23 protein-coding genes are annotated in these 26,640 nt (G+C 60.8%); 8 read left to right on the forward strand and 15 right to left on the reverse strand.

The genetic code is table 11. The features are described from left to right. Positions 1 to 858 precede the first annotated feature (858 nt). Positions 859 to 1,899 (reverse strand): ABC transporter substrate-binding protein, encoded by a 1,041-nt coding sequence (locus ABH944_RS23260; protein WP_404609805.1) that lies wholly within the window; start codon positions 1,897 to 1,899, stop codon positions 859 to 861. 406 nt (positions 1,900 to 2,305) lie between these two features. Between ABH944_RS23260 and ABH944_RS23265 the strand changes: the two genes are divergently transcribed. Continuing rightward, a complete protein-coding gene (locus ABH944_RS23265) occupies positions 2,306 to 2,668 on the forward strand; it encodes a hypothetical protein (protein ID WP_404609804.1) in 363 nt (120 codons plus the stop codon). Here ABH944_RS23265 and ABH944_RS23270 read toward each other — a convergent pair. After that, entirely contained in the window at positions 2,639 to 3,511 is an 873-nt protein-coding gene (locus ABH944_RS23270) for a substrate-binding periplasmic protein (protein ID WP_404609803.1), read from the reverse strand. The genes ABH944_RS23265 and ABH944_RS23270 overlap by 30 nt on opposite strands. A 229-nt stretch (positions 3,512 to 3,740) precedes the next feature. Here ABH944_RS23270 and ABH944_RS23275 point away from each other — a divergent pair, with 229 nt between their 5' ends. The 4 genes from ABH944_RS23275 (at position 3,741) to ABH944_RS23290 (ending at position 9,125) form a co-directional block, all read left to right on the forward strand. Further along, on the forward strand, positions 3,741 to 5,834 hold the full coding sequence (locus ABH944_RS23275) for an ATP-binding protein (RefSeq protein WP_404609802.1): 2,094 nt from the start codon (positions 3,741 to 3,743) through the stop codon (positions 5,832 to 5,834). Next, a complete protein-coding gene (locus ABH944_RS23280) occupies positions 5,831 to 7,858 on the forward strand; it encodes a hybrid sensor histidine kinase/response regulator (protein WP_404609801.1) in 2,028 nt (675 codons plus the stop codon). Before ABH944_RS23275 ends, ABH944_RS23280 begins: the two co-directional genes overlap by 4 nt. Continuing rightward, positions 7,855 to 8,487: a response regulator gene (locus ABH944_RS23285; RefSeq protein WP_062092530.1), complete on the forward strand. Its 633-nt coding sequence runs from the start codon at positions 7,855 to 7,857 to the stop codon at positions 8,485 to 8,487. Before ABH944_RS23280 ends, ABH944_RS23285 begins: the two co-directional genes overlap by 4 nt. Before the next feature lie 428 nt (positions 8,488 to 8,915). Continuing rightward, a complete protein-coding gene (locus tag ABH944_RS23290; RefSeq protein ID WP_404609800.1) occupies positions 8,916 to 9,125 on the forward strand; it encodes a hypothetical protein in 210 nt (69 codons plus the stop codon). 220 nt (positions 9,126 to 9,345) lie between these two features. Here ABH944_RS23290 and ABH944_RS23295 read toward each other — a convergent pair whose 3' ends face one another. Next, positions 9,346 to 10,269: a LysR family transcriptional regulator gene (locus tag ABH944_RS23295; protein WP_404609799.1), complete on the reverse strand. Its 924-nt coding sequence runs from the start codon at positions 10,267 to 10,269 to the stop codon at positions 9,346 to 9,348. Between the two features lie 137 nt (positions 10,270 to 10,406). Here ABH944_RS23295 and ABH944_RS23300 point away from each other — a divergent pair, with 137 nt between their 5' ends. Further along, on the forward strand, positions 10,407 to 11,162 hold the full coding sequence (locus tag ABH944_RS23300; protein WP_404609798.1) for an SDR family oxidoreductase: 756 nt from the start codon (positions 10,407 to 10,409) through the stop codon (positions 11,160 to 11,162). A gap of 81 nt (positions 11,163 to 11,243) precedes the next feature. Here ABH944_RS23300 and ABH944_RS23305 read toward each other — a convergent pair whose 3' ends face one another. The 3 genes from ABH944_RS23305 to ABH944_RS23315 all read right to left on the reverse strand — a co-directional run bounded on the left by ABH944_RS23305 (position 11,244) and on the right by ABH944_RS23315 (position 14,549). Further along, positions 11,244 to 12,509: an NAD(P)/FAD-dependent oxidoreductase gene (locus ABH944_RS23305; protein ID WP_404609797.1), complete on the reverse strand. Its 1,266-nt coding sequence runs from the start codon at positions 12,507 to 12,509 to the stop codon at positions 11,244 to 11,246. Positions 12,510 to 12,542: 33 nt separating this feature from the next. Continuing rightward, positions 12,543 to 13,841, reverse strand: coding sequence for an MFS transporter (locus ABH944_RS23310; RefSeq protein ID WP_404609796.1), 1,299 nt, complete (start codon positions 13,839 to 13,841; stop codon positions 12,543 to 12,545). A gap of 96 nt (positions 13,842 to 13,937) precedes the next feature. Next, positions 13,938 to 14,549, reverse strand: a complete 612-nt coding sequence (locus tag ABH944_RS23315) for a helix-turn-helix domain-containing protein (protein WP_062092540.1) — start codon at positions 14,547 to 14,549, stop codon at positions 13,938 to 13,940. 241 nt (positions 14,550 to 14,790) lie between these two features. Here ABH944_RS23315 and ABH944_RS23320 point away from each other — a divergent pair, with 241 nt between their 5' ends. Further along, a complete protein-coding gene (locus ABH944_RS23320) occupies positions 14,791 to 16,119 on the forward strand; it encodes an LLM class flavin-dependent oxidoreductase (RefSeq protein ID WP_404609795.1) in 1,329 nt (442 codons plus the stop codon). A 23-nt stretch (positions 16,120 to 16,142) separates the two neighbouring features. Here ABH944_RS23320 and ABH944_RS23325 read toward each other — a convergent pair whose 3' ends face one another. From ABH944_RS23325 to ABH944_RS23365, 9 genes are read right to left on the reverse strand one after another with little or no spacing between them, the layout of a single operon-like run. Beyond that, on the reverse strand, positions 16,143 to 17,378 hold the full coding sequence (locus ABH944_RS23325; RefSeq protein WP_404609794.1) for a glutamine amidotransferase-related protein: 1,236 nt from the start codon (positions 17,376 to 17,378) through the stop codon (positions 16,143 to 16,145). 46 nt (positions 17,379 to 17,424) lie between these two features. Then, positions 17,425 to 18,654: an aminotransferase class I/II-fold pyridoxal phosphate-dependent enzyme gene (locus ABH944_RS23330; RefSeq protein ID WP_404609793.1), complete on the reverse strand. Its 1,230-nt coding sequence runs from the start codon at positions 18,652 to 18,654 to the stop codon at positions 17,425 to 17,427. Between the two features lie 24 nt (positions 18,655 to 18,678). Next, positions 18,679 to 19,602 (reverse strand): dihydrodipicolinate synthase family protein, encoded by a 924-nt coding sequence (locus ABH944_RS23335; protein WP_404609792.1) that lies wholly within the window; start codon positions 19,600 to 19,602, stop codon positions 18,679 to 18,681. Positions 19,603 to 19,634: 32 nt separating this feature from the next. After that, positions 19,635 to 20,810, reverse strand: a complete 1,176-nt coding sequence (locus ABH944_RS23340; RefSeq protein ID WP_404609791.1) for a M24 family metallopeptidase — start codon at positions 20,808 to 20,810, stop codon at positions 19,635 to 19,637. A 1-nt stretch (position 20,811) separates the two neighbouring features. Then, positions 20,812 to 21,918 (reverse strand): mandelate racemase/muconate lactonizing enzyme family protein, encoded by a 1,107-nt coding sequence (locus tag ABH944_RS23345; protein WP_404609790.1) that lies wholly within the window; start codon positions 21,916 to 21,918, stop codon positions 20,812 to 20,814. A 4-nt stretch (positions 21,919 to 21,922) separates the two neighbouring features. Beyond that, on the reverse strand, positions 21,923 to 23,086 hold the full coding sequence (locus ABH944_RS23350) for a M20 family metallopeptidase (protein WP_404609789.1): 1,164 nt from the start codon (positions 23,084 to 23,086) through the stop codon (positions 21,923 to 21,925). A gap of 35 nt (positions 23,087 to 23,121) precedes the next feature. Further along, complete coding sequence (locus ABH944_RS23355) at positions 23,122 to 23,859, reverse strand: amino acid ABC transporter ATP-binding protein (RefSeq protein WP_472975136.1); 738 nt, start codon at positions 23,857 to 23,859, stop codon at positions 23,122 to 23,124. A gap of 39 nt (positions 23,860 to 23,898) precedes the next feature. Next, complete coding sequence (locus ABH944_RS23360; RefSeq protein WP_404609787.1) at positions 23,899 to 24,621, reverse strand: amino acid ABC transporter permease; 723 nt, start codon at positions 24,619 to 24,621, stop codon at positions 23,899 to 23,901. Positions 24,622 to 24,663: 42 nt separating this feature from the next. After that, on the reverse strand, positions 24,664 to 25,479 hold the full coding sequence (locus tag ABH944_RS23365) for an ABC transporter substrate-binding protein (protein ID WP_404609786.1): 816 nt from the start codon (positions 25,477 to 25,479) through the stop codon (positions 24,664 to 24,666). 194 nt (positions 25,480 to 25,673) lie between these two features. On the opposite strand from ABH944_RS23365, the gene ABH944_RS23370 reads away from it, so the two are divergent. Further along, entirely contained in the window at positions 25,674 to 26,567 is an 894-nt protein-coding gene (locus ABH944_RS23370) for a GntR family transcriptional regulator (RefSeq protein WP_404609785.1), read from the forward strand. The last annotated feature ends 73 nt before the right edge of the window (positions 26,568 to 26,640 follow it).

Here is a 26,640-nt window from a genome sequence, read left to right on the forward strand (position 1 = left end):
TGGACGTGACAGGGTTTGGGGTTTGGAGGTTGGGGTTGGGGTTAGTGCCGGGTGCTGCTTTCGGCCTTAGCGGTCTGCTTGAGTGAGATATTCTCCTTATCACTATTAGCCACTGCGCGTGGCCGCCCGTCATTTCTTTGTCCAAAGCGACAAAGAAACGAAGCAAAGAAAACGCTTTAACCGCTCTACCCTAAGTGTCCACAGCGTGCAGTTTCTATTCATAGGTGCCCCAAAAGCACGGTGCTCGCCAGAGCCACCGATGTGTGAACCCCTCTTTCTCCGAACACGGATACCCACACGCTTCGCCACCAGTGATTGAACCTGCCCAAGGGACACCCCGCGCTATCCGCGAACAACCTTCCACCGAATTTGTACACACGTCGAACCACGTCGCCAACCCACGGAGAAACAAGGTCCCAAAAACGCGTGAGGCCGTGCTGACCGTGGGGTGCTGGTGCTTGCCCGAGAGCACTGGTGGCGAAGCGTGTTCATGTCAGGATTCGCGAGAAAGAGGGGTTCAACTGTCCGTCGCTCTGGCGAGCACCGTGCTTTTGGGGCACCTATGAATGGGAACTGCACGCTGTGGACACTTAGGGTAGAGCGGTTAAAGCGTTTTCTTTGCTTCGTTTCTTTGTCGCTTTGGACAAAGAAATGACGGGCGGCCACGCACAGTGGCTAATAGTGATAAAGAGAATATCCGACTCTCGCAGACCACTAACCCTGAAAGCAGCAACCCGGCACTGACTCCGACCGCTAACGCCAAAACCTGGCAACCCGGCATTGACCCCGACCGCTAACCCTGAATCCTGGCACTAACCCCAACATCACCCCAACCCCGAGTGCGAACGCCCCCCCCGCTTACTGCATGAACTTGAGCCACCGCGCCTTGGCCTGGATGCCCGGCTCTGACGCCCACCACTCCTCCGACATCAATGCCTGCTTGCCCGCATTCTCCGGCGAACTCGGCAATTCGCTCGCACGCTTGGCGGTAATCTTGCCGGTCTTGAATGCGGCCGGATTGCCCGGACCATAGTCGATGTAAAGCGGCAGGTTAGCCTGCAAATCAGGAGACACCGCCGCGTTCACGAACTGGATCGCCGTCGACAGATTCGGAGCGTTCTTCAAGATGCACAACTGCGTGTTCTGCAGAATGCCGTCGTTGTAAGTAAAGGCCACATCCGGATTGTCCTTCTGCACGGCGCTTGCGCGCCCGTTCCAGATCATCTCCATGTCTACTTCACCGTCGTGCAGCAACTGCGCCGACTGACCACCCGACGTCCACCAAACGGTAATGTCCGGCTTGATCTGCTGAAGCTTCTTGAAGGCCCGGTCCACATCCAGCGGATAAAGCTTGTCACGCGGCACGCCGTCGGCCAGCAACGCGGCTTCCAGCACCGTCTGCGGATCGTTGCGAAGCGCCCGCGTGCCAGGGAACGCCTTTACGTTCCAGAAATCCGCCCAGCTTTGCGGCACTTTCTTGAGCGTCTTCTTGTTGTAGCCAATTACCGTGGAATAGAACTCGTAGGCAACCGAATACGGCGTACGGTACTGCTCCGGCATGGCGGCTGCATTCGGCAGTTTCGAAAAATCCAGCTTCTCCAGCAAGCCTTCACGCCCGCCGCGCAAACAGTTCGACGTTGGGGTATCCACTACGTCCCAGATCGGTTTGCCAGTCGCGCCTTGCGCCTTGATCGCGGGCCATGCGTCGGGGATGCTGTCCTGGTTGACCGTGATCGAAAGAAGCTTCGCGGCAGGATCGAGAATAGCCTTGGTCTGAGCTTCCTGATAACTGCCGCCTTGGGACACGAAGGTGATCTGTCCCGCGGCGAACGCAGGTCCGGTCGAAGCAAGACCAATTAGCAGCGACAATGCGACGGGGCGAAGCGGCAGGTTTCTCATCGACGGCGGTCCTGGTGGTTGAGTGAATCGGCTGCGGGTTTTGGAGCCGCGTGTGGCTTGCCTGTAGATATGAAGTCAGTCGCGCGATCAATGTAATGTCATCTCGCGGCCATGCCGTTGATGCAGACTCCCACGCTCAGGCAACCGCCGTTGCAATGCAAGGCAGCGTGCGCACGGCTGGCATGGGGAAAATATAGGGGGCCATTTTTGAGGTGGCAATGCCGCAATTGTTTGAGTACCCATAACGTAGGGTAATGATCGGCCCAGGATGCCGTGCTCAAGTCAGGATTCCCCTAGGCGGGCAGCAGCACTTTCTTAGCAATTTTCGAGGGTTTCCCGATTTCTAAATCCTTGTTCCTGTTTTAGGATCGGTCTACCCAAGACTCCCTGCCCTCCGCTACCTGCGATGAGCGCCGATTCTTCCGACTCCAAGCCCGCCACCGACCAAATAGACGCTATCTGCCTGCGGCTGTTCGATTCGTGGTGCGACACCCGGAACGTCATCTCCCTGACCTTCCTGCTGCGTTGCTGGCCACTGATCAGCGTGGACGCTGCCTCGATCAGACAACTTTGCACTACCCTGGGTGCACTTCAGGAATTGCATGGCAGCGTCCTGGATAAGGAGCAGGAGGGACTGCTGCTCGAATTAAAACAATGCATCGACGACCTGCAGGTGTATGGCCCCAAAGATCGTGCGCTGGTTCGCCATAGCCGCGACCGCGCATGGGCGACGTCGAAGTTAGTACGGCTTTGCCGGATCGAACCATAGCTCCTTGCGTGCATAGGGCACCCACGACGGCAAGAACGGATTCTTGAGTTCGATGACGGTTCTCGTCTGCAGCTTGAGTCCGGATAGTTGCTCGGCGAAATGGCGGTTGAAGAACGCGTCAAAACTACCGTCGCGTTCCATTTGTTCCAGACCGTCGTTAATGCGGGTTGCAAGATGCGGATCGGATTTGCTGACGTAGAAGCACTGGGCGAACGGATACTTGATCAGCAAATGCTGCTCGATCGCAAGACGGGGATAACGCCCCTGGTAGGCGGCAAGCTCTCCTGGCGCCTCGGTGACGCCGCGCGGAAACATGTCGAAGCGCCCATGCGTCAGCATGAGAAACAGCGACTCATAGGTCTCGGCAGTCCTTACCGTGACGTGGTTGTACTCGTACACGCGTACATCGCCCCATAACGCGCCCTGGCCGACCGAGAGCGCGCGGAATTGATCCAGCGTCTGGACCTGGGCTATTTTCGCCTGACTGTCCTTTGAAATCAGCGCGACACGGTAGCCGAGCAAACCCTTGTCGATAGGAAAAGGGATCGGAATCATTCCCTCATCCAGTTCCTTGTGGCCCACGTCGCTGATCATGATGTTGATCCGCGCTCCCTTGATCGCTTCCAGGTGCGAGCGCGCAACGGAGATGTCGTCCGTATAGGCCAGCTCGACGTAAGGGCCGTATTGCTGCGTTGTTCGTCGCAGCACTTCGTTCAGCAATTCGAACGCATACGCATAGCGAACCCGGAATTCTTCGGACTTCAGCGGTCTCACGATATCCTGCGCGCCAACCGTGGAAGTCAAGGCGAGCGCGGTCAGCCATGCCATGAGGATAGTACGCATGGTCCCCTCCCAAGCACGGGGCGCCGGCAGGCTTGCCGCCGTTGCCCGATTCCGGCGACAGCCGGCACTCTCCCTGAATTCCTGTTGTTGGCGGACCAGCGTTAGACCACCGCCCCCAGAGCGCGCAGAATAGATGGGTCTGGAACCCAAGGGTGGTCTGAGGAATATGGCGCTTAATACGTTTGGCGGACTATGTGACCTCGTCGGTCGCCACCGCAGCAGTGTTGTGATGCGACTACTCGCTACCGTTTTCCTGTTCAGTTGCACAGTCACGCTCACGCTCACGGCACTTCAACTGTATCGCGATTATCACCGGGGGGTGATGCTTATCGAAAGCCGGCTTGCGGAGATCGATGGCAGTTATCGCGGCAGTCTGGGCGAGGCGCTCTGGCGGCTCGACCGGCCGCAGCTGGAGCTCCAGCTCGAAGGTATTCTGCATCTGCCGGACATCCGGCTAGCCGAAGTCACCGAGGTCATTGCCAGCGACAGCTCCATGGTGGTCGCTGCCGGAACCCATTCAAAAGGCCCGGTCATCGTCCGCAGTTTTCCGATTGTGTATCGCATCCAGGGTCATGAGGAATCAATCGGCACGCTGCGCGTCGAGGCGACCCTCACCAACCTGTACGACGATCTGTTCAGGACGGCATTGGTGATCCTGCTGAGCCAGGGCGCCAATACGTTTCTGGTGTCGCTCTTTACCATCTATATTTTCTCGCGGCTCGTCACGCGCCATCTCTCCGCGGTGGCGCGGCGCGTCGAAGGTTACGACTTCCGGCAGGCGCCGCAAGCCTTCACGCTGCAGCGCCGCAGGCCACGCCGTCCGGACGAACTCGAACGCGTGGTGGCCGCGTTCGACTCCATGTGCGCCCGCCTTCATCGCGCCTATAACGACGAGCGGGAAGCAGCCGAGGGCCGCGAAGCCCGGCGCACCGCCGAGGCGGCCAATCGTGCGAAATCCGAATTCCTTGCCAACATGAGCCATGAATTGCGCACGCCGCTGAACGGCATCCTGGGGTATGCCCAGGTCCTCGGCCGGGACCGCGCGCTAAGTGAGCGCCAGCGGGACGGGCTCGGCGTGATTCAACGCAGCGGCGAACATCTGCTTGCACTGATCAACGACATTCTCGATATCGCCAAGATCGAGGCCGGCAAAATGCCGTTCGATATTGTTGCGGTGCCGCTTCGCGGACTGCTGGGCGACGTCGAAGAAATCATTCGCGTGAAGGCCGAGCAAAAGCAGCTTGTCTTCATGTGCGATGCAGCGCGCGACGCGCCCAACGCCGTGCGCGCCGATGAACGGCGGTTGCGCCAGGTGCTGCTCAACCTGCTGGCAAACGCTGTGAAGTTCACCGACAGCGGCTACGTGAGCTTGCGCGTGGCCCCTTTGCTCGATGGCCGGGTACGCTTCTCGGTGGAAGATACGGGGATCGGCATTGGCGAAACGCAACGCGAGCTGATCTTCGAACCCTTCGAGCAAACCGGCGATGAACAACGGCATCGTGGAGGCGCGGGGCTTGGGCTTGGTATCAGCCGGCAACTCATGCGCTCGATGGGAAGCGACATCCTGGTCGAGAGTTGCAAAGGCGAGGGCAGTACCTTCTGGTTCGACCTCGAGGCGGTGCCTGAACCGCTACCGTTCGTGTCGGCGGACACGCATGCGGCGTGGGTGGTAACCGGTTACACGGGAGCGCGCAGGAGCGTGCTGGTCATCGACGACGTACCCACCAACCGCGCGGTCGTGGTCGACATGCTGGGGCAGATCGGCTTCGACATGATTGAAGCGGCCAGCGGTCAGGAGGCACTGGAGATAGCGCGGGCGAAGCGCCCGTCGCTGGTCCTGACCGACATCGTGATGCGCGAGATGGACGGGCTCGAAACCATGCGCCGCTTGCGGCTGCTGCCGGATTTTACCGGCGTGCCCATCATCGCGGTCTCCGCCAGCGCCACGGGCGGTGACGAAAAGCGCAGCCTGACCGCCGGCGCCGATGCGTTCGTGGCGAAACCCATCCACCTGGACACGCTGCTCACGCAAGTTGCCGCGCTGCTCTCGCTTACCTGGACTTACGCGGCGCCTGGGCTACCGCTGGTGCAGCCTGCGGCGATGCCATTCCCGGCCGTGCCTTCGCATGAGATGCATGACCTGCACCGGCTCGCGCGCCAGGGCAACATGCGCGAAATAGTGTTGTGGGCCGAACGCATCACGGCACTCGACGAGCGTTACAGTGCATTCGCTGCTGAATTGCGCTCGCTCGCGAAGAACTACCGGACCAAGGCAATCGTGCAATTCGTCGAACGGCATCTTGAAGGGGGGCGCGCGTCATGAATGACACGACTATTGACCCTGCACCCGCGAAGGTGGAACCGCCTGCAGTCCTGATCGTGGACGACATGCCCGCCAATTTGAGCGTCGTGGTGGAGAGTCTGGAGGGGCAGGGCTTTCGCGTACTCGTGGCGCTCGACGGTCTGGAAGCGCTGGAACGCGCGGCGTTCTCGCAACCCGATCTCATCCTGCTCGACGTCAAGATGCCCGGCATAGACGGCTACGAGACCTGCCGCCGGCTGAAGGCGAATAGCGACACCAGCGATATCCCGGTGATCTTCATGACGTCGATGTCCGCGGCCGCCGACGTGGTTGAAGGGCTCGCCGCGGGCGGCGTGGACTATGTGACCAAGCCGATCCGGGTTGACGAGGTAGTGGCCCGTATAGGCACGCATCTGGCATTGCGCACGCTGCAGCAGCAACTTGTTACGCGGAACATGCAGTTGCAGCATGAAATTGCTGCACGGGAAAAAACGCAAAAAGCCTTAAGCGATGCGCGAGACGAACTTGAAGCGCGAGTAGCGCAACGCACCGAGGAGTTGGCGCGGGCCAATGTCAGCCTCAACCTGGAGATTATCGAACGCCGGGGCGTGGAAGCGCGACTGAAAGAAAGTGAGGCGCGGTTTCGCGCGATCGTGGAGACTAGCCCGGTTCCGTTGTGCATCACGTCCATGCCCGAAGGCGACATCCTGTACATGAACCAGCCGCTGCGCGAACTCTTTGCGCTCGACGCGACACAGTCTGCTCTTGGCAACATTGTCGACTTTTACGCTTCGCCCGGGGAACGTGACCAACTGGTGTGTCATCTGCGTGAGGATGGATGTCTGCGCAACGCCGAGCTGAGTTTCAGACGGGCGGACGGCACCACGTTCTGGGCCGTGGCGAACGCACGGGCGGCGACCTATGGCGACGTTCCGGCTATTTACGTGGGGCTTTACGACATTACGGCGCGCAGGAAGGCCGACGAGAAACTGCGTGCGAGCGAAGCGAGTCTCGCCAACGCGCAGCGCCTGGCGCGCCTTGGCGACTGGGCATGGGATCGCGATAGCGAGGTTACGCACTGGTCGTCCGAGGTCTACCGCATTCTTGGTCTGGAGCCCTCGGCCGTGAAGCCGTGCTACGGCACCTATCTCGCGCTGGCTCATCCCGACGACCATGCTACTGTCCGGCGCGCGGTTCGCGAACTGCTCGCGAAGGGGCAGCCCTTCGGCATCGACCATCGCATCATGAGTCCGGACGGGACGACACGCATCGTCCGGCTTCAGGCAGAACTCGTGGATGCGCGAGAGGGGCAGTCATGGGGTATTGTCGGCACCGTCCAGGACATCACCGAGAGGAAGCGTACCGAGGAGGAACTGCTGGCGTCGCGCGAGCAATTGCGCGAGCTGTCGGCGTATCTGGAAGCAATCCGGGAAGAGGAGCGGCGCCGTATAGCGTTGGAGATTCACGACGAACTGGGGCAGTTGCTCACCGCGCTGAAAATGGATGTTGCACTGCTCAAGATGCGTGTTGTCGCGGACGCGGAAGCGACCCGGAAGATCACCGACATCCGCGAGCTGGTGGAGAAAACCATCTGGATGGTGCGCAACGTCGCGAGCCATTTACGACCGGCGGCGCTCAACTTCGGTATTGTGTCGGCCTTGGAGTGGCTTGCTGAAGACTTCAGCAGGCGCAACGGCATGCCTTGCCAACTGGTTGTGCGTGGCGGTGAACCGAGCCTGGCGGACACCGATGCAACGGCCGTGTTCCGCATTGTCCAGGAATCGCTGACGAATGTATCGCGGCATGCCGGTGCGTCGCGCGTGGCCGTGACGCTTGTCAGCACGGAGCAGGCACTCGATCTCCGGGTGAGCGACGACGGTCAGGGCTTTGAGCCGGAGTCGGCACAAAGCGCTTTCTCCTATGGCTTGCTGGGCATGAGCGAGCGGGCGCGCCTGATCGGCGGGACATTGCACGTCGACAGTGCGCCGGGCGCCGGAACCATGGTTTCAATCAATTTGCCTCTGGATGGCGGACGGGAACGATGATTAGTATTTTTATTGCGGATGACCACGCAATCGTAAGAAGCGGGCTGAAGCAGATCGTGGCTACGACGACCGATATTGCCGTGGTCGGTGAAGCCGCGCATGGGTCCGAAGTCGTGGACAAGCTGCGAGCTTGCCGCGTGGACCTGCTATTGCTCGACATGACCATGCCGGGCATCAGCGGCGTGGACCTGATCCGGCGTGTGCGGGCCGAGCAGCCCACGTTGCCGATCCTGGTGTTGAGCATTCACAACGAAGGGCAGGTGGTATCGCGGGCGCTACGCGCGGGTGCGACGGGCTATGTGACCAAGGACAGCGACCTCGAAGTCCTGCTTGCCGCTATCCGGAAGTTGGCGGCGGGTGGGCGTTTCATTGATCCGAAGCTGGTCGACGCAATTGTTTTTGACTCACCTTCCAGCGACGGGCCGCCGCACGAGATTCTCTCGGACCGCGAGTTCCAGGTGCTGCAGATGCTGGCGGCTGGTAACAGCATCAATGACATTGCCGACGCGTTGTCGCTGAGTGCAAAGACCATCAGCACGCACAAGATGCGGCTCATGCAGAAGCTCGGGCTCAATAATAATTCGGAAGTGATTCGTTATGCCGTCAGGCACGGCCTGGTGACGGAGTGAGGAGCTTACCGCCTCAACCTGCATGATTGCCTTGTCAGGAAATCCTTATAGTCATTGCAGGATATTCCTAGATCAAATTCCGCTTCCGCCGACTGAAAATTAGATCGGAACCAGATAGCATGATGTCATGCAAAACGGTATGAGGAGTGCGCCGGTAACGGCAGATCCTTAGGTCTTTAGCAAGGAACAATAGTGGCCGGTAAAGGCCGCCGTGGTTCAGGTGCTAGTCTGTCTGTTTAGTACTTTCATGGCGGGGCAGAGTGGTTGTGCTTAGGCTGCATGGGCGCAATGATCCGTCTGCTACCTGGCGCCCGGTGTTCTTTCATCACTATGGTTCTTGGCAAGTAATCCCGCCGTCCGGGAAGGCTTTGGTGGAGGCTGTCCGGGTGGCAGCTTGATGACCCTTGGTGAATTCTGCGGAGAAACGCATGGATGACAAATCGGGGCTGCAACAACAGGAAGATGTGGCTGAGCTTAGTGGGTGGATCAGCGTGTGGTACGACCAGGCGGTCGCCGCGCGGTTCATCGACCCGCCGTTCGTGCTTGACGACACGACCGCGGACCGTCTTCAAGGTTACTTCGAAGTTGGCCTGACCCCAGACGACGCGGTTCATGCTTTTTTCGGTGTGATGCACTGACCCTGACTGTCGCGCCCCTCCACGCGGGCACGTGGCACAGGCGGCAAGTTTATAGAACCTTCAGCGGCCAATGCGCCGGGGAGGTTGAGTTGTAAGCTGGCTCTCAGTTCTAGCCCTCCCCTCGGAGCTAGAATTTAAGGCGTCGTGTCCGCACGGCGCCTTTTTTTTCTTCCTCGCAGACGCGTAGTTTGATGGTCAGGGCGTGATGTTACTCAGACTGTCAGCCCGACACGTAAGGCCCGTGCTGCAACTCGGATTTCTCCAGCGCAGCCAGCACGGTGTCGAATACAAGCCGTATGCGTGCGGGCACCGGTCCTCGCTGTGGCCTATAGACGTAGACCGGCCACGGCTCCGGCGCAACGTCATCCAGTACGCTTATCACCTTGCCCGCGCGCAGCAGGGGCAGCGCGAGATAACTCACGATCTGCCCAAAGCCCAGACCCGCCACTACGGCACGGCACTCGCAGTCTCCATCGTCGGTCTGGAACGTGAGATTCGCCGGCGTCATTTCCTGCCCGTTGGAAAACTGCCAGGGCCATACGCGCCCGGTGTTCCTGTCGATGAACCCCGTCGACGGCAGCAGTGCAAGTTCAGCCAGATCCGCAGGTTGGCCCACGCGGGCGATCAGCTTGGGGCTGGCAATGACGGAGAAGCCCACCCGCGATGCAGGGCGGACCACGAAGCGGCTATCTCGCATGAACCCGATCCGCACGCCAATATCGATCTGCTCCGCGATGGGGTCGGTGATGGCGTCGGATAAACGCAGGTCGAGCGTGATGCCGGGATGTTTCTCGGCAAGACGCGTGAGCGCAGGCATGAGAAAACGTTCGCCGATGGACTTGGGCGCGGTCAGCCGAACCAGGCCGGCGATCTCGGCATCGATCCCGCTGTCCTTCGGTCTTAACAGATCATCCATTTGCTGAACGAGTTCGCGCGCCCGCTGCGCAAATGCTTCTCCTGCTTGCGTGGCACGCACCTTCCGGGTGTTGCGGTGGAAGAGAATTTCTCCCACCAGCGCTTCCGCTTCCTGAACGGCGCGCGTAATTGCCTGGGGCGAGATTCCCAGCCGCGCGGCCGCTTCCTTGAAGCTTTGCGCTTCAACGGCCGCACAATAGATGCGCAACATTTCAAGGCGATTCTGCATGACGGGTTCCCGGTTTTGCTTCCATAAACTGGAATTATGAAATCGTATCATTTCCATTGAATGGTTGAGTCGCGATTCCCATACTGTCTTCTGTCGCAGGGGCCTTCGCCCCTCAGGATCACAGGAGCGCGTCAACAATGAGCCATAACGTCAGCAATGGAATTGAAGGTAAGGTCGTTGTCATAACCGGCGCGAGCAGCGGGCTTGGTGAAGCAACGGCGCGTCATTTGTCGGCAAGAGGGGCAGCGCTTGTATTGGGTGCGCGTCGTCTCGACCGGCTCGAGAGCATTGCCGCCGAGCTGCGCGAAGCGGGCGGCAAGGTTGAGGTATTGGCCGCCGATGTCACCCGCCGTGCAGATGTCCAGGCGCTGGTCGATCGGGCAGTGAGTGCCTACGGACGCGTGGATGTAGTGATCAACAACGCAGGCTTCATGGCGATCGCGCCTATGTCGGAGACGAAGGTCGACGAGTGGGAACGCATGATCGACATCAACATCAAGGGTGTGCTGTACGGAATCGCAGCCGCGTTGCCGGTATTCCAGAAGCAGGACCGTGGTCACTTCATCAACATTTCATCGGTGGCGGGCATCAAGGTTTTCAGCCCGGGCGGCACTGTTTATAGCGGCACCAAGTTTGCCGTACGCGCTATTTCCGAAGGGCTGCGCCACGAAGTCGGCGCGTCGATCCGCACCACGATCATCCTGCCGGGCGCGGTCGACTCCGAACTGAAACTCGGCAGTTCCCACGAAGAGAGCGCGAAGGTGGTGGGGCAGTTTTATCAGCAGGCGATTCCCGCTGATTCGGTCGCTCGCGCGATTGCCTACGCGATCGAACAGCCGGGCGATGTCGATATCAACGAGATCGTGCTTCGTCCGACCATGCAGGAATTCTGATCGACGGGCTCCGGCGGGGCGGGTGCGCGTCGCCGGGGCTGGTGCTGTACGTTGTTATTGTCTATTCGCACTGGTCCGGTCTCACGCATTGAACCTGTCCAGCCGGAACGCCTTCGGGTCCACTCTCGGCGTGTCCCCGGTCACCAGATCAGCCATCAACGCGCCGGCTGCCGGGCCAATGCCAAATCCATGCCCTGAAAATCCCGCGGCCAGAAAGAACCCTGGAATCTTGCCGACCTCGGAGATGACCGGCACCGCATCAGGTGTCACATCGATAAACCCCGCCCAGGCTTGTGCAACCGTCGCATTCTTGAACGCCGGGAACGCATGCTTCAACTTGCCTAATGCGCCGTCGACCATCTTCATGGTCGGCGGTGGATCGAGCGTCCGGCATGCTTCGAACGGCGTGGGTGCATCCAGGCGAAAATGGCGCGGGATCTTCATCTCTTCCACAAAACGCCTGCCTACACGAAGCTTCAAGTACTTGCGCTCTGCCATCCAGGCCGGCAGGAATTGACGGCACAAGCGGATGCTGTCCGGTGTGAGATCAGCAATTGATGCCCCGAGTTGCGACACCGTATAACCGCCGTCAGCGCGCTTGCGGCACGTAAAGTCTGACCCGTTGATCGCCATCTCCAGCCCGGTTTCCAATGGCCCCGTTCGCAGCACTGACGCATGCACCTTCAACTGCGGGAAATCCACCGCGTTGTTGCCGCAAAAAAGCCGTGACCATGCGCCGCCTGCCAGCACCACCGACGCACACTTCACAACGCCCCGCTCGGTAACGACCGCCGACGTTCTCCCCGCGCTGGTCTCAAGCCCGCGAACCGCGCATTGCTCGAACACGAGTGCACCGGCTTCGCCCGCCAGTTGGGCGATTGCTGCGGTCGCGAGCGTGGGTTCGGCGACGCCGTCGCCCGCGCTGTACAAAGCGCCGATCCACGGCCGGTTCGACGCAGGGATAAGGCGCGCCAGCTCGTCGCGCCCCAGCAGATTTCCTTCGGTGCCCGTGCCCCTGGCCGAGTTGAGCCACGCCTGATGACGGGCCATTTCCTTGTCAGTTTCCGCCAGATAGGCGAGGCCGGTACGCCGGTAACCCACGTTGATGCGCGCCTGGATGTCCACCCACATGTCGTTCGCTATGGCAGATAGCGGCAACTCCTTCGGGTCCCGCCCGACCGTGCGAATCCATCCCCAGTTACGCGACGACTGCTCGCCCGCGACCGTGCCTTTTTCGAATACAGCAACACGTATGCCCTTGCGCGCCAGCGCGAGTGCGGTACTGATGCCAATAATGCCGCCTCCGATGATCGCAACATCGATCTCCGCAGGCAATGTCGAACGCATGGTTTGTCCTCGAGGGTAAGCGGTCGTTGACGGTCAGTGAACACGGCTTCGGCTTGCCGACAAGCCGGCCAGCGCAACCACGCCTATCACGATCACGTAATAAGCCGGCGACATGATGCTGCCCGTCTGTGCGACCAGGAAGCCGACCACGAGCGGCGTGACGCCGCCGAAAAACGTCTGCGATGCAACATAGGCGATCGACACGCCGGTCGTCCGGCACGACGTTGGAAAGAGCTGTGACAGCAACGATCCGACCGGCGCGTAATAGAAGCTGTAGAACACCAGCGACATTGCGCATTGGAACAAGATCAGCGACTGGAACGAGGGGCTATGCGTCAGCACGAAGAACATGGGGAAGATCATGATCAACCCGGCGATCAACGCAATCCGCATGACCTTGATCGTGCCGAAGCGGTCGGCGGCCAGTCCGCCGAAAATCGGGAATATCGTGCTGACAAGACCGCTGAAGATGGATGCAATGAACGCTGAATCCTTGGCTATACCAAGGTTGTTGATAGCGAACGTCGGCATGTAGATGTTGAGAAAGCTTGCCACATTGCCTGCCGCAACAACGGCCGCGCCGATGAGCAGGAAACGCTTGTGAAAGGTGAAGACCTCCGCAAGCGGCCGATGCGGTTTGTCGGCGACCTCCTCGAACTCGCGCGTCTCGTTGATCTTGGTGCGGATATACAGTCCCACCGGACCGATCAGGCAGCCGAAGATGAACGGCGTGCGCCATCCCCACGAATCGACCTGCTGTTGCGAAAGATAGTGGTTGATCAGGTACGCAAACAGCGAGGCGGTCAGCACCGCCAGGCCCGAGGTCGAGAACTGCAGGCTGGCGAAAAGCGCTTTCGTGCGCGAGTTCTGCTCGGTCAGGTAGGAATTCGCGCAGCCAAATTCACCGCCGACCGAAAAGCCCTGCAGCAAGCGTCCGAACACCAGCAGCGCGGGCGCCCACGCACCAATCACCCGGTACGTTGGAATCACCGCCATCAGCAAGGTGCCGCAGAGCATCAGGAACGCGGCGATGGTCAGCGCCGCGCGACGGCCGCGTTTATCCGCATAGATGCCCAGCACCACCGCGCCAATGGGGCGTATGACGTAGGCGCTCGCGAAGGTCAGCAGGCTGTACAACAACGCTGACTGCGGATTGCCGGTAGGGAAGAACAGGCGCGAGATGGTAATGGCAAACATGGCGTACACGAGCAGGTCGAACCACTCGAAGAACGTGCCCACGTTCGCCGCCACCACGTCGCGAATCTTGTGCGTGGATGCCTGCCTGGATGATGGAATACCGCCCGAATCGATGCTGCCGATCGCCTGTTTCATCGTTGCGTCCCGTGTGGTGAGCACCGGCCGGTTGGGGCACGGTATGTCCAGTAGAGCTAAGTAGGCGCACAAGACCGGCCGCGCCCGGGCGAAAACCTAAACGTAGAAATGATTGCTGTTGATGACCAGGATGGTGGTGGGCGACTCCCAGCCGTTTTCCCATCGATAGCGGTGACCCGACGGAAAACCATATACGTCCCCGGCTTCCAGCAGCATTTCCTGGTCGTCGACGAACAGACGCAGCTTGCCGCGCACGACGTAACCAATCTTGTCGCCGGTCTGCAAGACGAAGTTCACGTCCGACACGGCGCCCGCGCCGATCTCCATCAGGAACCCTTCCATGACCGAGCAGCCCGCCGGCGTCACGCGATATTTGGTGACGCCGCCCACGCTCACCGGCTTGCGATCCGCGAGCCGGACAACGAAATCCGCGCCCGCGCCGCCCTGCGGAGCGGGCGTGCTGCGCTCGTCGAATAACGCCGCGCCGTCCACACCCAGCGCATGGCAGATGTTGCGAAGCACGCGAATGGAAGGCGAACTGATGCCGCGCTCGATCTGGCTGAGCATGCTGACGGACAGGCCCGCCTGCTCGGCCACGTGCTTGAGGCGCAGGTCCTGCGCCTTGCGCATGGCGCGCAAGCGGCCGCCGATGACCACGTCCTGCTCGTGCGTAGGCGCATTCGTCAACGGCAAGGAGTCTTCGGACACGGTGTCGCCTTGTACGGGGGAGTGCATTAAAAATTACACTGTGATGAAGTTTCTGTCAAAAAATTATTGTTTTCAAGAAAACAATAAGGATTTGGTGAAATTTTGCGCTAGATTAGTTGGACAACGCGTGACGTGGCCCGCGGCGATTTCCTGCAATTCTTCGGTTGATTCGCCTGCTGCCACTCGTGAGTAATAGCTTCCACGCAGCTTCCACACAGCTTCCCGACCAAGGAAACGAGCCATGTCGAAGGACCGCAAGATCAAGCTGGGTTTGTCGATGCGCTACCTCGGATATCACGTTGCCGCGTGGCGGCATCGTGATGTGCCCGCCGACGGCGCCGTGCATTTCGACTACTTCCTGAAGAGCGCCATCAAGGCTGAAGCGGCCAAGCTGGACATGATCTTTTTCGCCGATGGGCTCGGCATACGCGCGTCCGATGAACCGGCGGGGTCGCTCTGCCGGGACATGCGTAACGTCGAGCTTGAACCCCTGACCCTGCTCGCGGCCCTTGGCGTATGTACCAAACACATTGGCCTGGTCGCGACGGCGTCGACTACCTATAACGAGCCATTTCACGTTGCACGGAAGTTCGCGTCGATCGACCACATCAGCGGCGGTCGTGCGGGGTGGAACGTCGTTACATCCTGGTCGGAACAGGAAGCCTGGAATTTCAGCCGCGACACGCATCTTGGTTACGCCGAACGCTTCGAGCGGGCCGATGAATTCGTCGATGTCGTCAAAGGCCTGTGGAATAGCTGGGAGGACGACGCGTTCATTCGCGACAAGGAGAGCGGCGTGTTTTACGAACCGTCCAAATTGCACACGCTGAATCACAAGGGCAAGCATTTCAGCGTGAGGGGACCGCTCAACGCGGCACGTACGCCGCAGGGGCGACCCATCATTGTCCAGGCGGGCGGGTCCGAGGCGGGGCGTGAACTGGCCGCGAAGGACGCCGATGTCGTCTATAGCAACGCGTTTGAACTGGCGCCCGCCAAGGCTTTCTATGACGATGTAAAAGCGCGCCTGGCAAAACATGGGCGAACAGCGGATCAACTGTTGATCATGCCGGGGGTCACGCTGTACGTTGGCAAGACGCGCGAGGAAGCACAGGCAAAATTCGATGAGCTCCAGGCGCTGATCGATCCGCTAAGCGGGCTCGCCATGCTGCATGCTTATCTCGGCGATCTGTCCGCCTACGATGTCGATGGCCCCGTGCCCGAGGTTGTGCTCAGTGGCAACCAGGTGCGCAGCATCGCTGAAAACCTGTTGAACCTGGCGCGTAAAGACAAGCTGAGTATCCGCCAGCTCTATCAGACCGTGGCGGCGGGGAATGGTTGCCGTGTATTGATTGGTACGCCTGCTGACGTGGTGGATGATCTGCAGCACTGGTTCGAGAGCGGAGCTGCCGACGGCTTCAACATGTGCCCGGCTACATTGCCGCAAGGAATTGACGATCTGGCCGAACTGGTGATTCCCGAAATGCGCCGCCGAGGACTATTTCGAACGGAGTATGAGGGCGTCACGTTACGGGAGAATCTCGGGTTGAAGAGCCTGGCTTTCGGCGCTTAGCGGTGCGACGGATTCTTGCTGATCTATCTCTTTCTCAACCGCGACGCCGCTTCCAGGAATGCGCATAACAACGGATGCGGGTGGTCGGCCGACGACGACACTTCCGGATGTCCCTGCATGCCGATATAAAACGGGTGGTCGCGGGCTTCGATTGCATCGGCGATATGACCCGACGCATCCGTCGCGCAGACCGTCACGCCTGCATCATTCAACAAGCCGAGAACGCGAGGATTGAGCCTGAAGTGGTGGTTCGTGCGGATCGTGAACCGTTCGCCCAGAATCTCGCGCAACTGCGAGCCTTTCCCGATCTCGACCACCTGATCGCCCAACCGATGAACGCACGATCCGTCGTTCGCGGTGAGCCGGATGAAACTGTGCAGGCTCGCTGCGGGGTTGGCTTCCGCGAGGTCGACCTCGTCTGAACCCGAGGCGATCTGTGCAGCGGCCGTCGCCATGGTCTGCATGCCAAGGCATAGTCCGGTCACCGGCACGAGCGATACGAACCCATAACGCGCCGCGATCACCTGTCCCGGGACGCGACTCATATCTGAACCGCCCGGCAGCACGATGCCATCAATGCCCGCGAAAAGGCGGGTCATGTTATCGACGTTGATCGATTGCGGTGGGATATAAATGATGTCGACGTCCATGTCCTGAGCGTCGGCGGCATCGCCCAATGCTGCCAACGTGGCCGGATTGACACCTCGATGGTCCGCCTCGCTGCCGATCAATGCGATGCGCACGTGCGTAGTCGTGCGGTTTTGTGCTGACTGACCCTGACGCCCAGCCTGCCTGAGCCGGCCGAAGCGGTCCTGCGTCCATGCTCCGGACGCAGTGATGGGATCAAGCGTTGCAGCGTCGACTACGTGCGCACCGGCCGCGTTGCGCATCACGCGATAACTTTCGTGTTGTACACCGCGGCGTTTCGCTTCGGCGATCAACCCTTGCGCCGATGCAACCGAACCCGAGTTGCACGGATGCAGTGGCACGACAACATCCTCGCGCGCTGCACGGTCGAGCAACGCGCTTGCGGTAACGGGTGATGAAACCGTCTGTACTCCCAGACGTTGAGCCCAGACAAGTCCGCTCGACACAAGCAAACCATCGGCCGTGACATGCTGGGCTGCATCGGCGAAGACCTGTTCATCCCACACGGCCTCCATATGCATAAGCGTCGCGTGGCGCACGTTCGCAAGGACAGCGGCGAGTGCGCCATAGTTCGCGGGCAAATCGTCATCGTCTTCAAGCACCATCAGCATGATCGGGTTTCCCTGGCGCTGAAGCGTCGATCGATTGCGTCACGGTTCATCGAATACTCGTCTCGGTTTGAGGCACGAGCGCCGCGCATGCGCGTTCGATCCGCGCACAGGCTTCGCGCAGGGTGGCGTGGTCGACCGCGTAGGCAATCCGAATATGATTGTCGACGCCGAATGCCCCTCCATGCACAACGCCCACGTGCGCAGTTTCGAGCAGGTAGGTCGCGAAGTCGAAGTCGTTGCCGATGATCTTTCCGTCCGGCGTCGCCGCGCCGATCATGCCCTCGCAATTGACGAATGCGTAGAACGCGCCATCGGAGGGTGTGCAATGCAGGCCGGCGCAGCGTTCGACCGACTGGAGCACGAGCTTGCGGCCCACTTCAAGGATCCGCAGCCAGTCGCCCATGAAACCAATGCCCCCTCGCAGCGCAGCGACTGCTGCGGCCTGCGAGATCGAACTGGGGTTCGACGTGCTTTGCGACTGCAGCGTTTGCATGGCCGCGATCAGCCATGCCGGCCCGCCCGCGAAGCCGATACGCCAGCCGGTCATCGAATAGGCTTTCGATACCCCGTTCACCGTCAGCGTGCGCTGCTGTAAACGCGGTTCGACCTGCGCCGGGGTGAAGAAGAACCCTTCATAACGCACGTGCTCGTAGATATCGTCGGCCATCACCAGCACATGCTCGTGCTCCATCAGCACGTCGGTCAGTGCCTTGAGTTCGTCACGGCTATAGACCGCACCCGACGGATTGTTCGGCGAGTTGAGGATCAGCCAGCGCGTGTTCGGACCAATCGCCGCGCGCAGGGTGTCGGGTTTCAGTTTCCAGCCATTCGCGGCGTCGCATTGAAGCACGCGGGTGCGGCCCTCGGCGAGTGCGACCATGTCCGGGTAGGAGACCCAGTAGGGCGCGCAGATCAGCACTTCGTCTTCAGGCCCGATCGTCGCGAGCAGCGCGTTGAAGATCAGTTGTTTCGCACCGCTTCCCGCAATGACTTCGTTCGTCGAATAGACAATGCCGTTGTCCTGCGCAAATTTATCGATGATCGCCTGCAGCAGTTCTGCGGTCCCGGCGACCGCCGTGTATTTCGTATCACCCCGTTCAATGGCCGCAATGCCCGCGCGCTTGATATGCGCGGGGGTATCGAAGTTGAGTTCGCCTTCGCCGAGATTGATGACCTTCTTGCCTTGCGCGAGCAACGCGCGGACCTGGTCGGAAATCGCAGCCGTAGGCGACGGCCGCACGCGGCTCATGCGCGCGGCGAGTTGTTTCAATGCCATGTCGATCCCTTGTTCCTGAAGCAGTTATGCAACGAGCCTGACACCGCTGCGCGGCTCGTTCGCCAGCGCCTGCATGGCCGCGCGGACGTCGTCGAGCGCCTTGGCGCCGAGGTCCTGCAGCGGCGGGCGCACGGAGCCGCCGGTGAAGCCGCGAAGGGTCATGGCGGCCTTGACGGCCTGCGGTTGCCCGTGCGTGCGTGCGACGGCGCGAAAGCCGTACCACAGGCGATGCAGGTCGCGCGCGGCATGTGCGTCGCCGCGTTCGATCGCCCTGTAACTTGCGAGGATGAGTTCCGGCAACGCGCCGCTGTTGGTGGAGCTGATGCCGTCGAAGCCCGCCGTCATCGGTCCGAGGAAAGCGAGGTCCGACGCACAGAAGAGCCGCAGGCGGCCGCCCACGCGATTCGCAATCTGGTCGATAGCGGTGGGGGTCAGGTCGCCCTGTTTCAGCCCGACCACGCCGTCTATGTCGGCGAGACGCTCGATGGTCGACGGTGACAACGTGATACCGATACCCGGCGCGTTGTAGATCAGCACGCCGGTGCGCGAGAGGGGCGCCATGTCGCGGAAGAATGCGACGATCTGGTCATCCGTGACTTCGGAGACGAAGGGCGGTGTGACCATCGGCAAGCCGCCCAGGTCACCGGCCAGTTGCGTGAGTTCGCGCACGACACGTGCGTCCGACGACGCGCTGCAGAGCATCACCGGCACACGGCCGCCGGCGATTTCCACGGAGCGGCGAAACAGCGTGGCGCGTTCACTCGTGGACATCGCGGGGAACTCGCCATAGGTGCCGCCGATCAGCAGGCCGTCGAAACCCAGCGCGATCACCCGCTCGATGTTTTCAGCAAGGCCGGTGTAGTCAAAGGAGCCGTCCGCGGTGAAAGGCGTCACTGTGATATTAAAGATACCTTTAAGCCGTTCACGGCATTCGATCATGTCTTTCATTTCATGCACTCCATCAGGATTAGGGATCTCGATCAGGTCTCGACCTGCAGCAAGGGCCGGGCGATCGAGCCGAGCACGCGATACCCCGTCCCGGTCACGACGACGGTCTCGCTGACCCCCACGGTGAACTCGCCGTAGATGCGCAGCGCGGGTGGAATATGGAAGGTCATGCCGGGTTCGAGCGGCGTCTTTACGCCGGTGTAGAGGCTGAGGATTGAGCCTTCGCCCCAGTCCGGCGCGAACGATATGCCGATCGAATAACCAGTGCGCTTCTTGAAGTTGTCCGCGTAACCGGCCTGGTCGATCACGCGTTGACACGCCAGATGCGGCGCTTCGCAGGGCTCGCCCGGACGGATCGCATCGAGTGCGGCTTGCAGCGCCGCCTGGCAAACCTTCTCCATGTCCAGCGCGTCTGCCCGCGGCTTGCCGAGCCATGCCGAACGCATCAGTGCCGCGTGATAACGGTCGTGACAGGCTGCCATCTCGAGGAACGCGGGACCGTCCGCGTCAAGCGGCCGGCGCCGCCAGGTGCCGTGCGGTACCCCGGTACGAGGACCCGCTGACACGAGCGGTTCCATGCCCACGTACTCCGAACCCGCAAGGATTGCTTCGGACATCATGGCCGCCACCAGCGTGTTTTCTGTCGCGCCGGGCCGGACTGCCGCGAGACCCGCGCGCATGCCGGCGTCCACGTACCCCGCCGCGGTTGCGATCTTGCCGATCTCCGCCGGCGACTTCACTGCGCGCAATTGCTCGATCACACGTGCACCGTCGGCGATCGTGCCCAGCTTCGCTGCGAGCGCTTCGTACACGGCGATCGGCAGGAACCAGCCGCGCTTGTCGATGGCAACACGTCTTGACGCCCACCCCTGTTTTTGCACGACGCTGACCAGCACATCGATAGGGTCTTCGCCGTCGCTATAGACCTGCGCATCGGCAATGAAGGTGTTCGCGATGAAGTTGAAATATTCGAGCTGGCGGATCACGAACACCGGCTCGCCGTCAACGGGCAGCAGCAGTGCCTGGAACGTGTAGTAGCCTGGCGTTTGCTGGCCGGTCAGGTAAAAGATGTTCTCTGGACCGGTGACGATCATCACGTCAATGCCCGCTTTCGCAAGCGCTGCCCGCGTGCGTGCGACGCGCCCCGCGTATTCCTGTGCGTCGAACGCGGATTCGCAGCCTTGTTCAGGGCCTTTTCGTTCTTGCATGTCAGTTCTCCGTAATAGTTTGGATTGATTGTGTGAGGGCCGTGTCGAACGCAACCCCAAGGCCAGGTGCATCCGCGGACCACACCGCGCCACGCTGGTAGACGAGGCCGCTCACCGGATCGTCGTAGAGGCCGTCGGCGCCATATAACTCGGCCCAGTGCGGGCGCGTCGCGCAGGCGGCATGCAGCGCCGCTGCCGTCGCGGCACCGCCTTCGTTCATTTGACCGATCATGAAGGGAACGCCCGCGACGGCAAGGCGCCGGGCCGCGGCGACGGTCGCGGCAATGCCGCCCAGCTTGACGAGCTTGAGGTGTGCGGCGAGTTTTGCGCCGCCAAGCAGGCAGATACGTTCAATGTCCGCGCCGGACTGCACACTCTCGTCGAGCATGAGTGGTACCGGGCTGTCTTGCGCGAGACGTTCGATAGCGTCCCAGTCGCCCGGAGCGACCGGTTGTTCCACATAGGCCACGGCGTGCTTCGCGAGTGCTTGCAGATACCCCGGCGCCATGTCCACGGGCCATTGGCCGTTGGCGTCGACGGCGATCTTCAGGTCCGGGCCGAAGCGCGTGCGCAAAAGATCGATGCGGCGCAGATCGTCGGCGAAGGCGCCTATGCCAACCCGCAGCTTCAGGTCCATGAAACCGCGTGCAACATAAGAATCGGCGCGCGTAAGCAATGTTTCATCGTCTGACCAGAACAGCGTCTGGTTCGTGGGCCATGTCGCGTGCCCGGCTGGTTCAGCGCCTAACCATCGGGCGACACTTACACCCGCCCGCTTCGCACAGAGATCGTGCAAAGCACAGTCGAGCATCATGCGAAGCGGGGAGGAGAAGGGCGCGGCCCAATCGGAGAAACTATGAATGAGCCATTCTGGCTCGCGCTTCCAATCCACCGTGGGCAGCACACCCATTGCCTCGCTGATCACCTCGTGCGGTGCGAGCCCGTTCAGGTAAGCGATGTTGATCCGGACCTCGCCTATACCGGTTTTGCCGCCTTGTCCGAGCCGAAGATACAGCGCGTCGAGTGCCGCCACGCTTCCCGATGAAGCGGTATGAAGCGTCAGCCCTTCACGGTAATGAAGCTGGCTGCGATGAAGAGTGACTTCCACGATCTCAGCGGCCTGCCTGCATCATCGTCAGCGCGATATCGCGATAGATGAGGCTCGACAACAGGAACTCCTCGATCGGGACGAACTCGTCAGGCTTGTGCGCGACGGCGAGCGTGCCCGGCCCGATCACGACGCCGGCCGCCCCGACGCTGCGAAAGTGCACGAGGTCGCAACCACCCTGGAAACCGAACGGCCCTGGTTCGGTTGTTCCGTGATGGCGGCACGCCGCAAGGCTCGCCTGCACGATCGGGGCTTCAAGTGCAGTCTCGGTCGCACCGCCCGTGGTCGGTTTGTATTCGAGGATTTCCGCCCGCACGCCGAAGCGTTGTTGTGCGAGGTCGAGCAACTGGTCGAACTCGCGCTTGACGTCGGCCTCGTCTTCGCCGGGCACCATGCGGCGGTCCAGCAGCAGGTCGCAAGCGCCCGGCAGCACGTTGTCCGCGTGTCCTCCGTTCATCCGCGTGACGGTCAGGCTCGCCGAGCCGACGAGGGGATGGCAACGGCAACGCACGCTGTTCTCGTGATGGCTTTCGATCAACCCGAGCAGTTGTGCGGCGCGATAGATCGCGTTCTCTCCAAGATGCGGCGTGCCCGAATGTGCCGTCACGCCATGCACGCGCACGAGTGGGCGCAAGCTGCCTTTGTGCGCCGAGAAGGTCGCGTTCGACGTGGGCTCGCCGACCACCACATAGTCGACCACTGGTTTTGTCGATGCATAGAATTTCGCGCCTTCGCTTGCGATCTCTTCATCCGCCACGAACACGCCGAGCAATGTTCCCGACCAGTTCGAGCGGTTAGCCGCCAGCAGGCGCATGGCTTCGATCATGGCCGCAAGCGGCCCTTTCGCGTCGCACGAACCGCGGCCGAACAGGCGGCCATCCACCTCGCGCAGGATGAACGGGTCGGAGGCCCAGCCGTCGCCGGCCGGCACGACGTCCAGATGCGTGTTGAACGCAAAGGTGGGGCCGGCTCCGTTCTCCAGTCGCGCGATGACGTTGGCGCGGCCCGGTTTGTATTCGCTTAGAGAGAGATCGAAACCTTCCACCGCCAGCAGGCGATGCACGAGTTGCGCCGCCTCGAGTTCACGACCGGGCGGGTTTTCCGTATTGATACCGACAAGCGCGGCAAGATCGCGCTTCATGCGAAGCAGGTCGGGTTGCGTGGACATGCGGTGTGGCTCCTTGGCGATTGATGGCCTGACGCTTAGTGGAGGATCTGATCGAGGAAACGGCGCGCCCGCTCGTGCACGACGCCGCTGAAGAATGCGTCGCTGGTGGCCGTTTCCACCACTTCTCCGGCGTCCATGAAAACGATCTTGTCGGCCGCGCGGCGTGCGAATCCCATCTCGTGGGTGACTACAATGCTCGTCATGCCTTCGGCGCTGAGTTCAGCCATCACGTCGAGAACTTCGCGGATCATTTCCGGGTCGAGCGCCGAAGTCGGTTCGTCGTAGAGCATCAGCTTGGGCTTCATGGCAAGCGCCCGGGCGATGGCGACCCGTTGCTGCTGGCCGCCCGAGATTTCATCGGGGAATGCGTCGGCGCGATCGCGCAACCGTACCTTGTCGAGCAGGCTGAGCGCGAGAGCATGGGCGTCGCGGCGGCTCATGCCGAGTACTTTCATTGGCGCGAGCATGATGTTTTCGACGGCTGAAAGATGCGAGAACAGTTCGAAGTTCTGGAACACCATGCCGATCTCCTGGCGCACCAGATGCTGGCGATTACGTTCGCGGGTGAGGTCGCGGCCTTCGAAGAAGATCTTGCCGGCATCGACCGTTTCGAGCAGGTTCAGGCATCGCAGCAGCGTCGACTTGCCAGAGCCGGACGGCCCGATCACCACGATGGTTTCCTTCGGTACGATCTCAAGCGAACAGGCCTTGAGGATTTGCGTCGAGCCATAGCTCTTGTCGATCCGGGCAACCCTGAGGAGTGGCTGAGGCAATTGAGGCGGCTGGGTCAATTCCATGGACATAAACCTTCCTTACCGTACGACGGGTTGACCGACACCGAGAAGGCGCTCGGTCAGCGAGATGTGCCGCATACGGGTCTTGCGTTTCGGATCGAGCGAACGTTCGAGCCAACCCTGGAACAGCATGAACAGCGTGGTGAGCGCAAGGTAGTAGATGCCCGCGGCGCTCAACGCTTCCAGGTAGCGGAAGTTCGCGCTCGCGGTCTGGTTTGCGATCAGCAACAGTTCCTGCACGGCAATCACCGACACCAGAGCGCTCAGCTTGAGCATGCCGATCATCTGATTGCCGATAGGCGGCATCACGACCCGCAACGCTTGCGGCAGCACGATATGCAGCAACACCTTGCCACCGGTCATGCCGAGGGCGAGGCCGGCCGTGCGCTGGCCTCGTTTGACCGAGTGCAGGCCTGACCGGAAGATCTCGCACATGAATGCGCCTTCGTTGAGCGAGAGCGCGAGCACGGCGCAGACGAACGCACTGAAGCGGATGCCGAAAGAGGGCAGCACGTTATAGATAAAGATGATCTGGAACAGCACCGGCGTGCCGCGAAAGAGCCACAGGTAAGCAAACGAGAACGTCCGGGCAATCCGGCTGCGGATCGCCTGCAACAGCGCGAGCGCCAGGCCGATCACCATGCCGAAGAACAGTGAGAGAAGCGTGAGGACGAGCGTGACGGCGGCGCCGCGCACGAACTCGGCCGAGCCCAGGTAGTCGAGCAGCAGGTGCAATGACATGTCGTGTTCCGGTTACGCGTCGTGGATAAACCGTGCGCTGGTTCAATCGAACATGGAAACCGACGGCGGCAGCTTCCATTTCGCGATCAACTGTTTGTAGGTGCCATCGGCCACCACTTTCGCGAGCGCTTGTCCAATGGCGTCCGCCATCGGCTTGTTGCCCTTGTTCACGGCAATGCCTATGTGCGTGGTCACTTCGAATTCAGGGCCAACTGCTTCATAGACGCCGGGCACTTCTTCCAGCAGCGTCACTGTGCCGGGCGTGGAGTTGTAGATGGCGTCAGCGCGTCCCTGGCGCAGCGTCAGTGCGGAGTCCTGCGCGGTTGGCAGGGTGAGGATGGTCGGCACTGCGTGGGCACTTGCGGTGCAGCGCTGGGCGTCGGCGCGGGCGTAGGTTTCTTCTATGCCCCCTAGTGTCACCGCAATGATCTTTCCGCAGATGGAATCATCGCGGCCCGTGATCTTCGCGGGGTTGCCCGCCTTCACGACGACCCGGTCGCCGAGCTTCAGGTACGGGACGAAGTCAACTTGCGCCGCCCTTGCGGGTGTCATGTACATCGCCGAATTGATGATGTCGGTGCGGCCGCCCTGCAACGCGGGGATCAGTCCGCTGAACTGTGTGTTGCTTGGGTCCGGCTTGAGGTTCATCTGCTTGGCAATGGCGTTGATCAGGTCGATGTCGAAGCCGACCAGCGCGCCGTCCTTCATGAATTCGAACGGCGCGAAGGTGGCGGCAGTGCCATAGGTCAACTGACCCGCCTCGACCGTCTTCAGGGGCTCGGCAGCGTTGACCGCGTTACAGCCGAATGAAACCGCGACCGTGACAAGCAGCGAGCACAACATGTTGCGTGAAAGCATGGGAAGGTCCTCGACGGGTTAGGATTGCTCGTGTTGTGTAAATTTATACAAACACGAAATTCACCGGTCAAGCGGAAATAAATGATACAGGAGGGCTATTTGTGGTCGTATCCGATATACGTCTCCCGTATGGTCTGTCTATAAATTGTTTTATTTGTATATAATTACGCATGTCCAGACAGGGAGTTGGAACAATGCCGCGTGGACCAGGCAAAACCTCGCATCAGTTGGCCAAGCAGATTCTTGAGTTCGTTCAGGAGGCGCGGTTCGACGTCGGCCATCATCTGCGCGAACAGCAGTTTGCCGACGTGCTGGGTGTATCGCGTACGCCGGTGCATGCCGCAATGAAAGTGCTCGAGACGCTTGGGGTTATCGAAGCGCGCAGGAATCAGGGCTTCTTTTTGTTACAGCCGGCGGAGGGGCTGCATAAGGTGGAGCTGGACGTACCCGTAGCGGGAGACCAGGCACTCTACGACCAGATGGTGAAGGACCGGTTGACGGGTCTGGTGCCGGCGTCGCTGACGCAGACGGATATTGCGAAACGGTATGGGGTGGATCGCGTGACCATGATGCGGGCGTTGTCGCGGCTTTCGGAGGACGGGCTGATTGTGCGTAACAAGGGGCACGGGTGGACGTTCCAGCCGTCACTCGATAATGCGTCGACCTTGAAGGGGAGTTACGACTTCAGGCTTGCGCTGGAGCCGTCCGGCATGTTGTTGTCAACATTCAACATTGACCGGTCGCTGCTCGAGCGATGCCGGCGGCAGCATCTTTATCTGACGTCGCATCCCGACATCGAGACCGTCAGCCCTGCGCAACTGTTCGAGACCGATGCGAGTTTTCATGAAATGCTGGCTGAGTTCAGCGGCAATACGTTCCTGGCCCAGGCAATCCAGCAGCAGAACCGGTTGCGGCGACTGCTGGAGTTTGGCGGATACGCAAATCGTCGGCGGATACGTGAATGGTGTAGTGAGCACCTGGCGATTATGGATGCTGTGGTAGAGGGGGATATGACGCGTAGCGCCGAGTTGATGCGTACGCATTTGGCCCATGCGTATGGAGTCGCCAGCAAGGGGCGCTCGCACTAGGGAGGTGCAGACCCGTGGCCAGGTCAATGCCAGGGTGCCGCTTCAGGCTTCGCGGTCCGCTTGAATTGGATTT

Source organism: Caballeronia udeis (assembly GCF_044909315.1).
Lineage (GTDB): Bacteria > Pseudomonadota > Gammaproteobacteria > Burkholderiales > Burkholderiaceae > Caballeronia > Caballeronia udeis_A.

Coding starts and splice junctions, on each gene's coding strand:
- ABH944_RS23330 (WP_404609793.1), bottom strand. CDS start 18,654: ATGGCATTGAAACAACTCGCCGCGCGCATGAGCCGCGTGCGGCCGTCG.
- ABH944_RS23325 (WP_404609794.1), bottom strand. CDS start 17,378: ATGCTGATGGTGCTTGAAGACGATGACGATTTGCCCGCGAACTATGGC.
- ABH944_RS23340 (WP_404609791.1), bottom strand. CDS start 20,810: ATGCAAGAACGAAAAGGCCCTGAACAAGGCTGCGAATCCGCGTTCGAC.
- ABH944_RS23305 (WP_404609797.1), bottom strand. CDS start 12,509: ATGCGTTCGACATTGCCTGCGGAGATCGATGTTGCGATCATCGGAGGC.
- ABH944_RS23290 (WP_404609800.1), top strand. CDS start 8,916: ATGGATGACAAATCGGGGCTGCAACAACAGGAAGATGTGGCTGAGCTT.
- ABH944_RS23310 (WP_404609796.1), bottom strand. CDS start 13,841: ATGAAACAGGCGATCGGCAGCATCGATTCGGGCGGTATTCCATCATCC.
- ABH944_RS23275 (WP_404609802.1), top strand. CDS start 3,741: ATGCGACTACTCGCTACCGTTTTCCTGTTCAGTTGCACAGTCACGCTC.
- ABH944_RS23335 (WP_404609792.1), bottom strand. CDS start 19,602: ATGAAAGACATGATCGAATGCCGTGAACGGCTTAAAGGTATCTTTAAT.
- ABH944_RS23365 (WP_404609786.1), bottom strand. CDS start 25,479: ATGCTTTCACGCAACATGTTGTGCTCGCTGCTTGTCACGGTCGCGGTT.
- ABH944_RS23350 (WP_404609789.1), bottom strand. CDS start 23,086: ATGTCCACGCAACCCGACCTGCTTCGCATGAAGCGCGATCTTGCCGCG.
- ABH944_RS23265 (WP_404609804.1), top strand. CDS start 2,306: ATGAGCGCCGATTCTTCCGACTCCAAGCCCGCCACCGACCAAATAGAC.
- ABH944_RS23360 (WP_404609787.1), bottom strand. CDS start 24,621: ATGTCATTGCACCTGCTGCTCGACTACCTGGGCTCGGCCGAGTTCGTG.
- ABH944_RS23260 (WP_404609805.1), bottom strand. CDS start 1,899: ATGAGAAACCTGCCGCTTCGCCCCGTCGCATTGTCGCTGCTAATTGGT.
- ABH944_RS23370 (WP_404609785.1), top strand. CDS start 25,674: ATGCCGCGTGGACCAGGCAAAACCTCGCATCAGTTGGCCAAGCAGATT.
- ABH944_RS23280 (WP_404609801.1), top strand. CDS start 5,831: ATGAATGACACGACTATTGACCCTGCACCCGCGAAGGTGGAACCGCCT.
- ABH944_RS23300 (WP_404609798.1), top strand. CDS start 10,407: ATGAGCCATAACGTCAGCAATGGAATTGAAGGTAAGGTCGTTGTCATA.
- ABH944_RS23320 (WP_404609795.1), top strand. CDS start 14,791: ATGTCGAAGGACCGCAAGATCAAGCTGGGTTTGTCGATGCGCTACCTC.
- ABH944_RS23270 (WP_404609803.1), bottom strand. CDS start 3,511: ATGCGTACTATCCTCATGGCATGGCTGACCGCGCTCGCCTTGACTTCC.
- ABH944_RS23285 (WP_062092530.1), top strand. CDS start 7,855: ATGATTAGTATTTTTATTGCGGATGACCACGCAATCGTAAGAAGCGGG.
- ABH944_RS23295 (WP_404609799.1), bottom strand. CDS start 10,269: ATGCAGAATCGCCTTGAAATGTTGCGCATCTATTGTGCGGCCGTTGAA.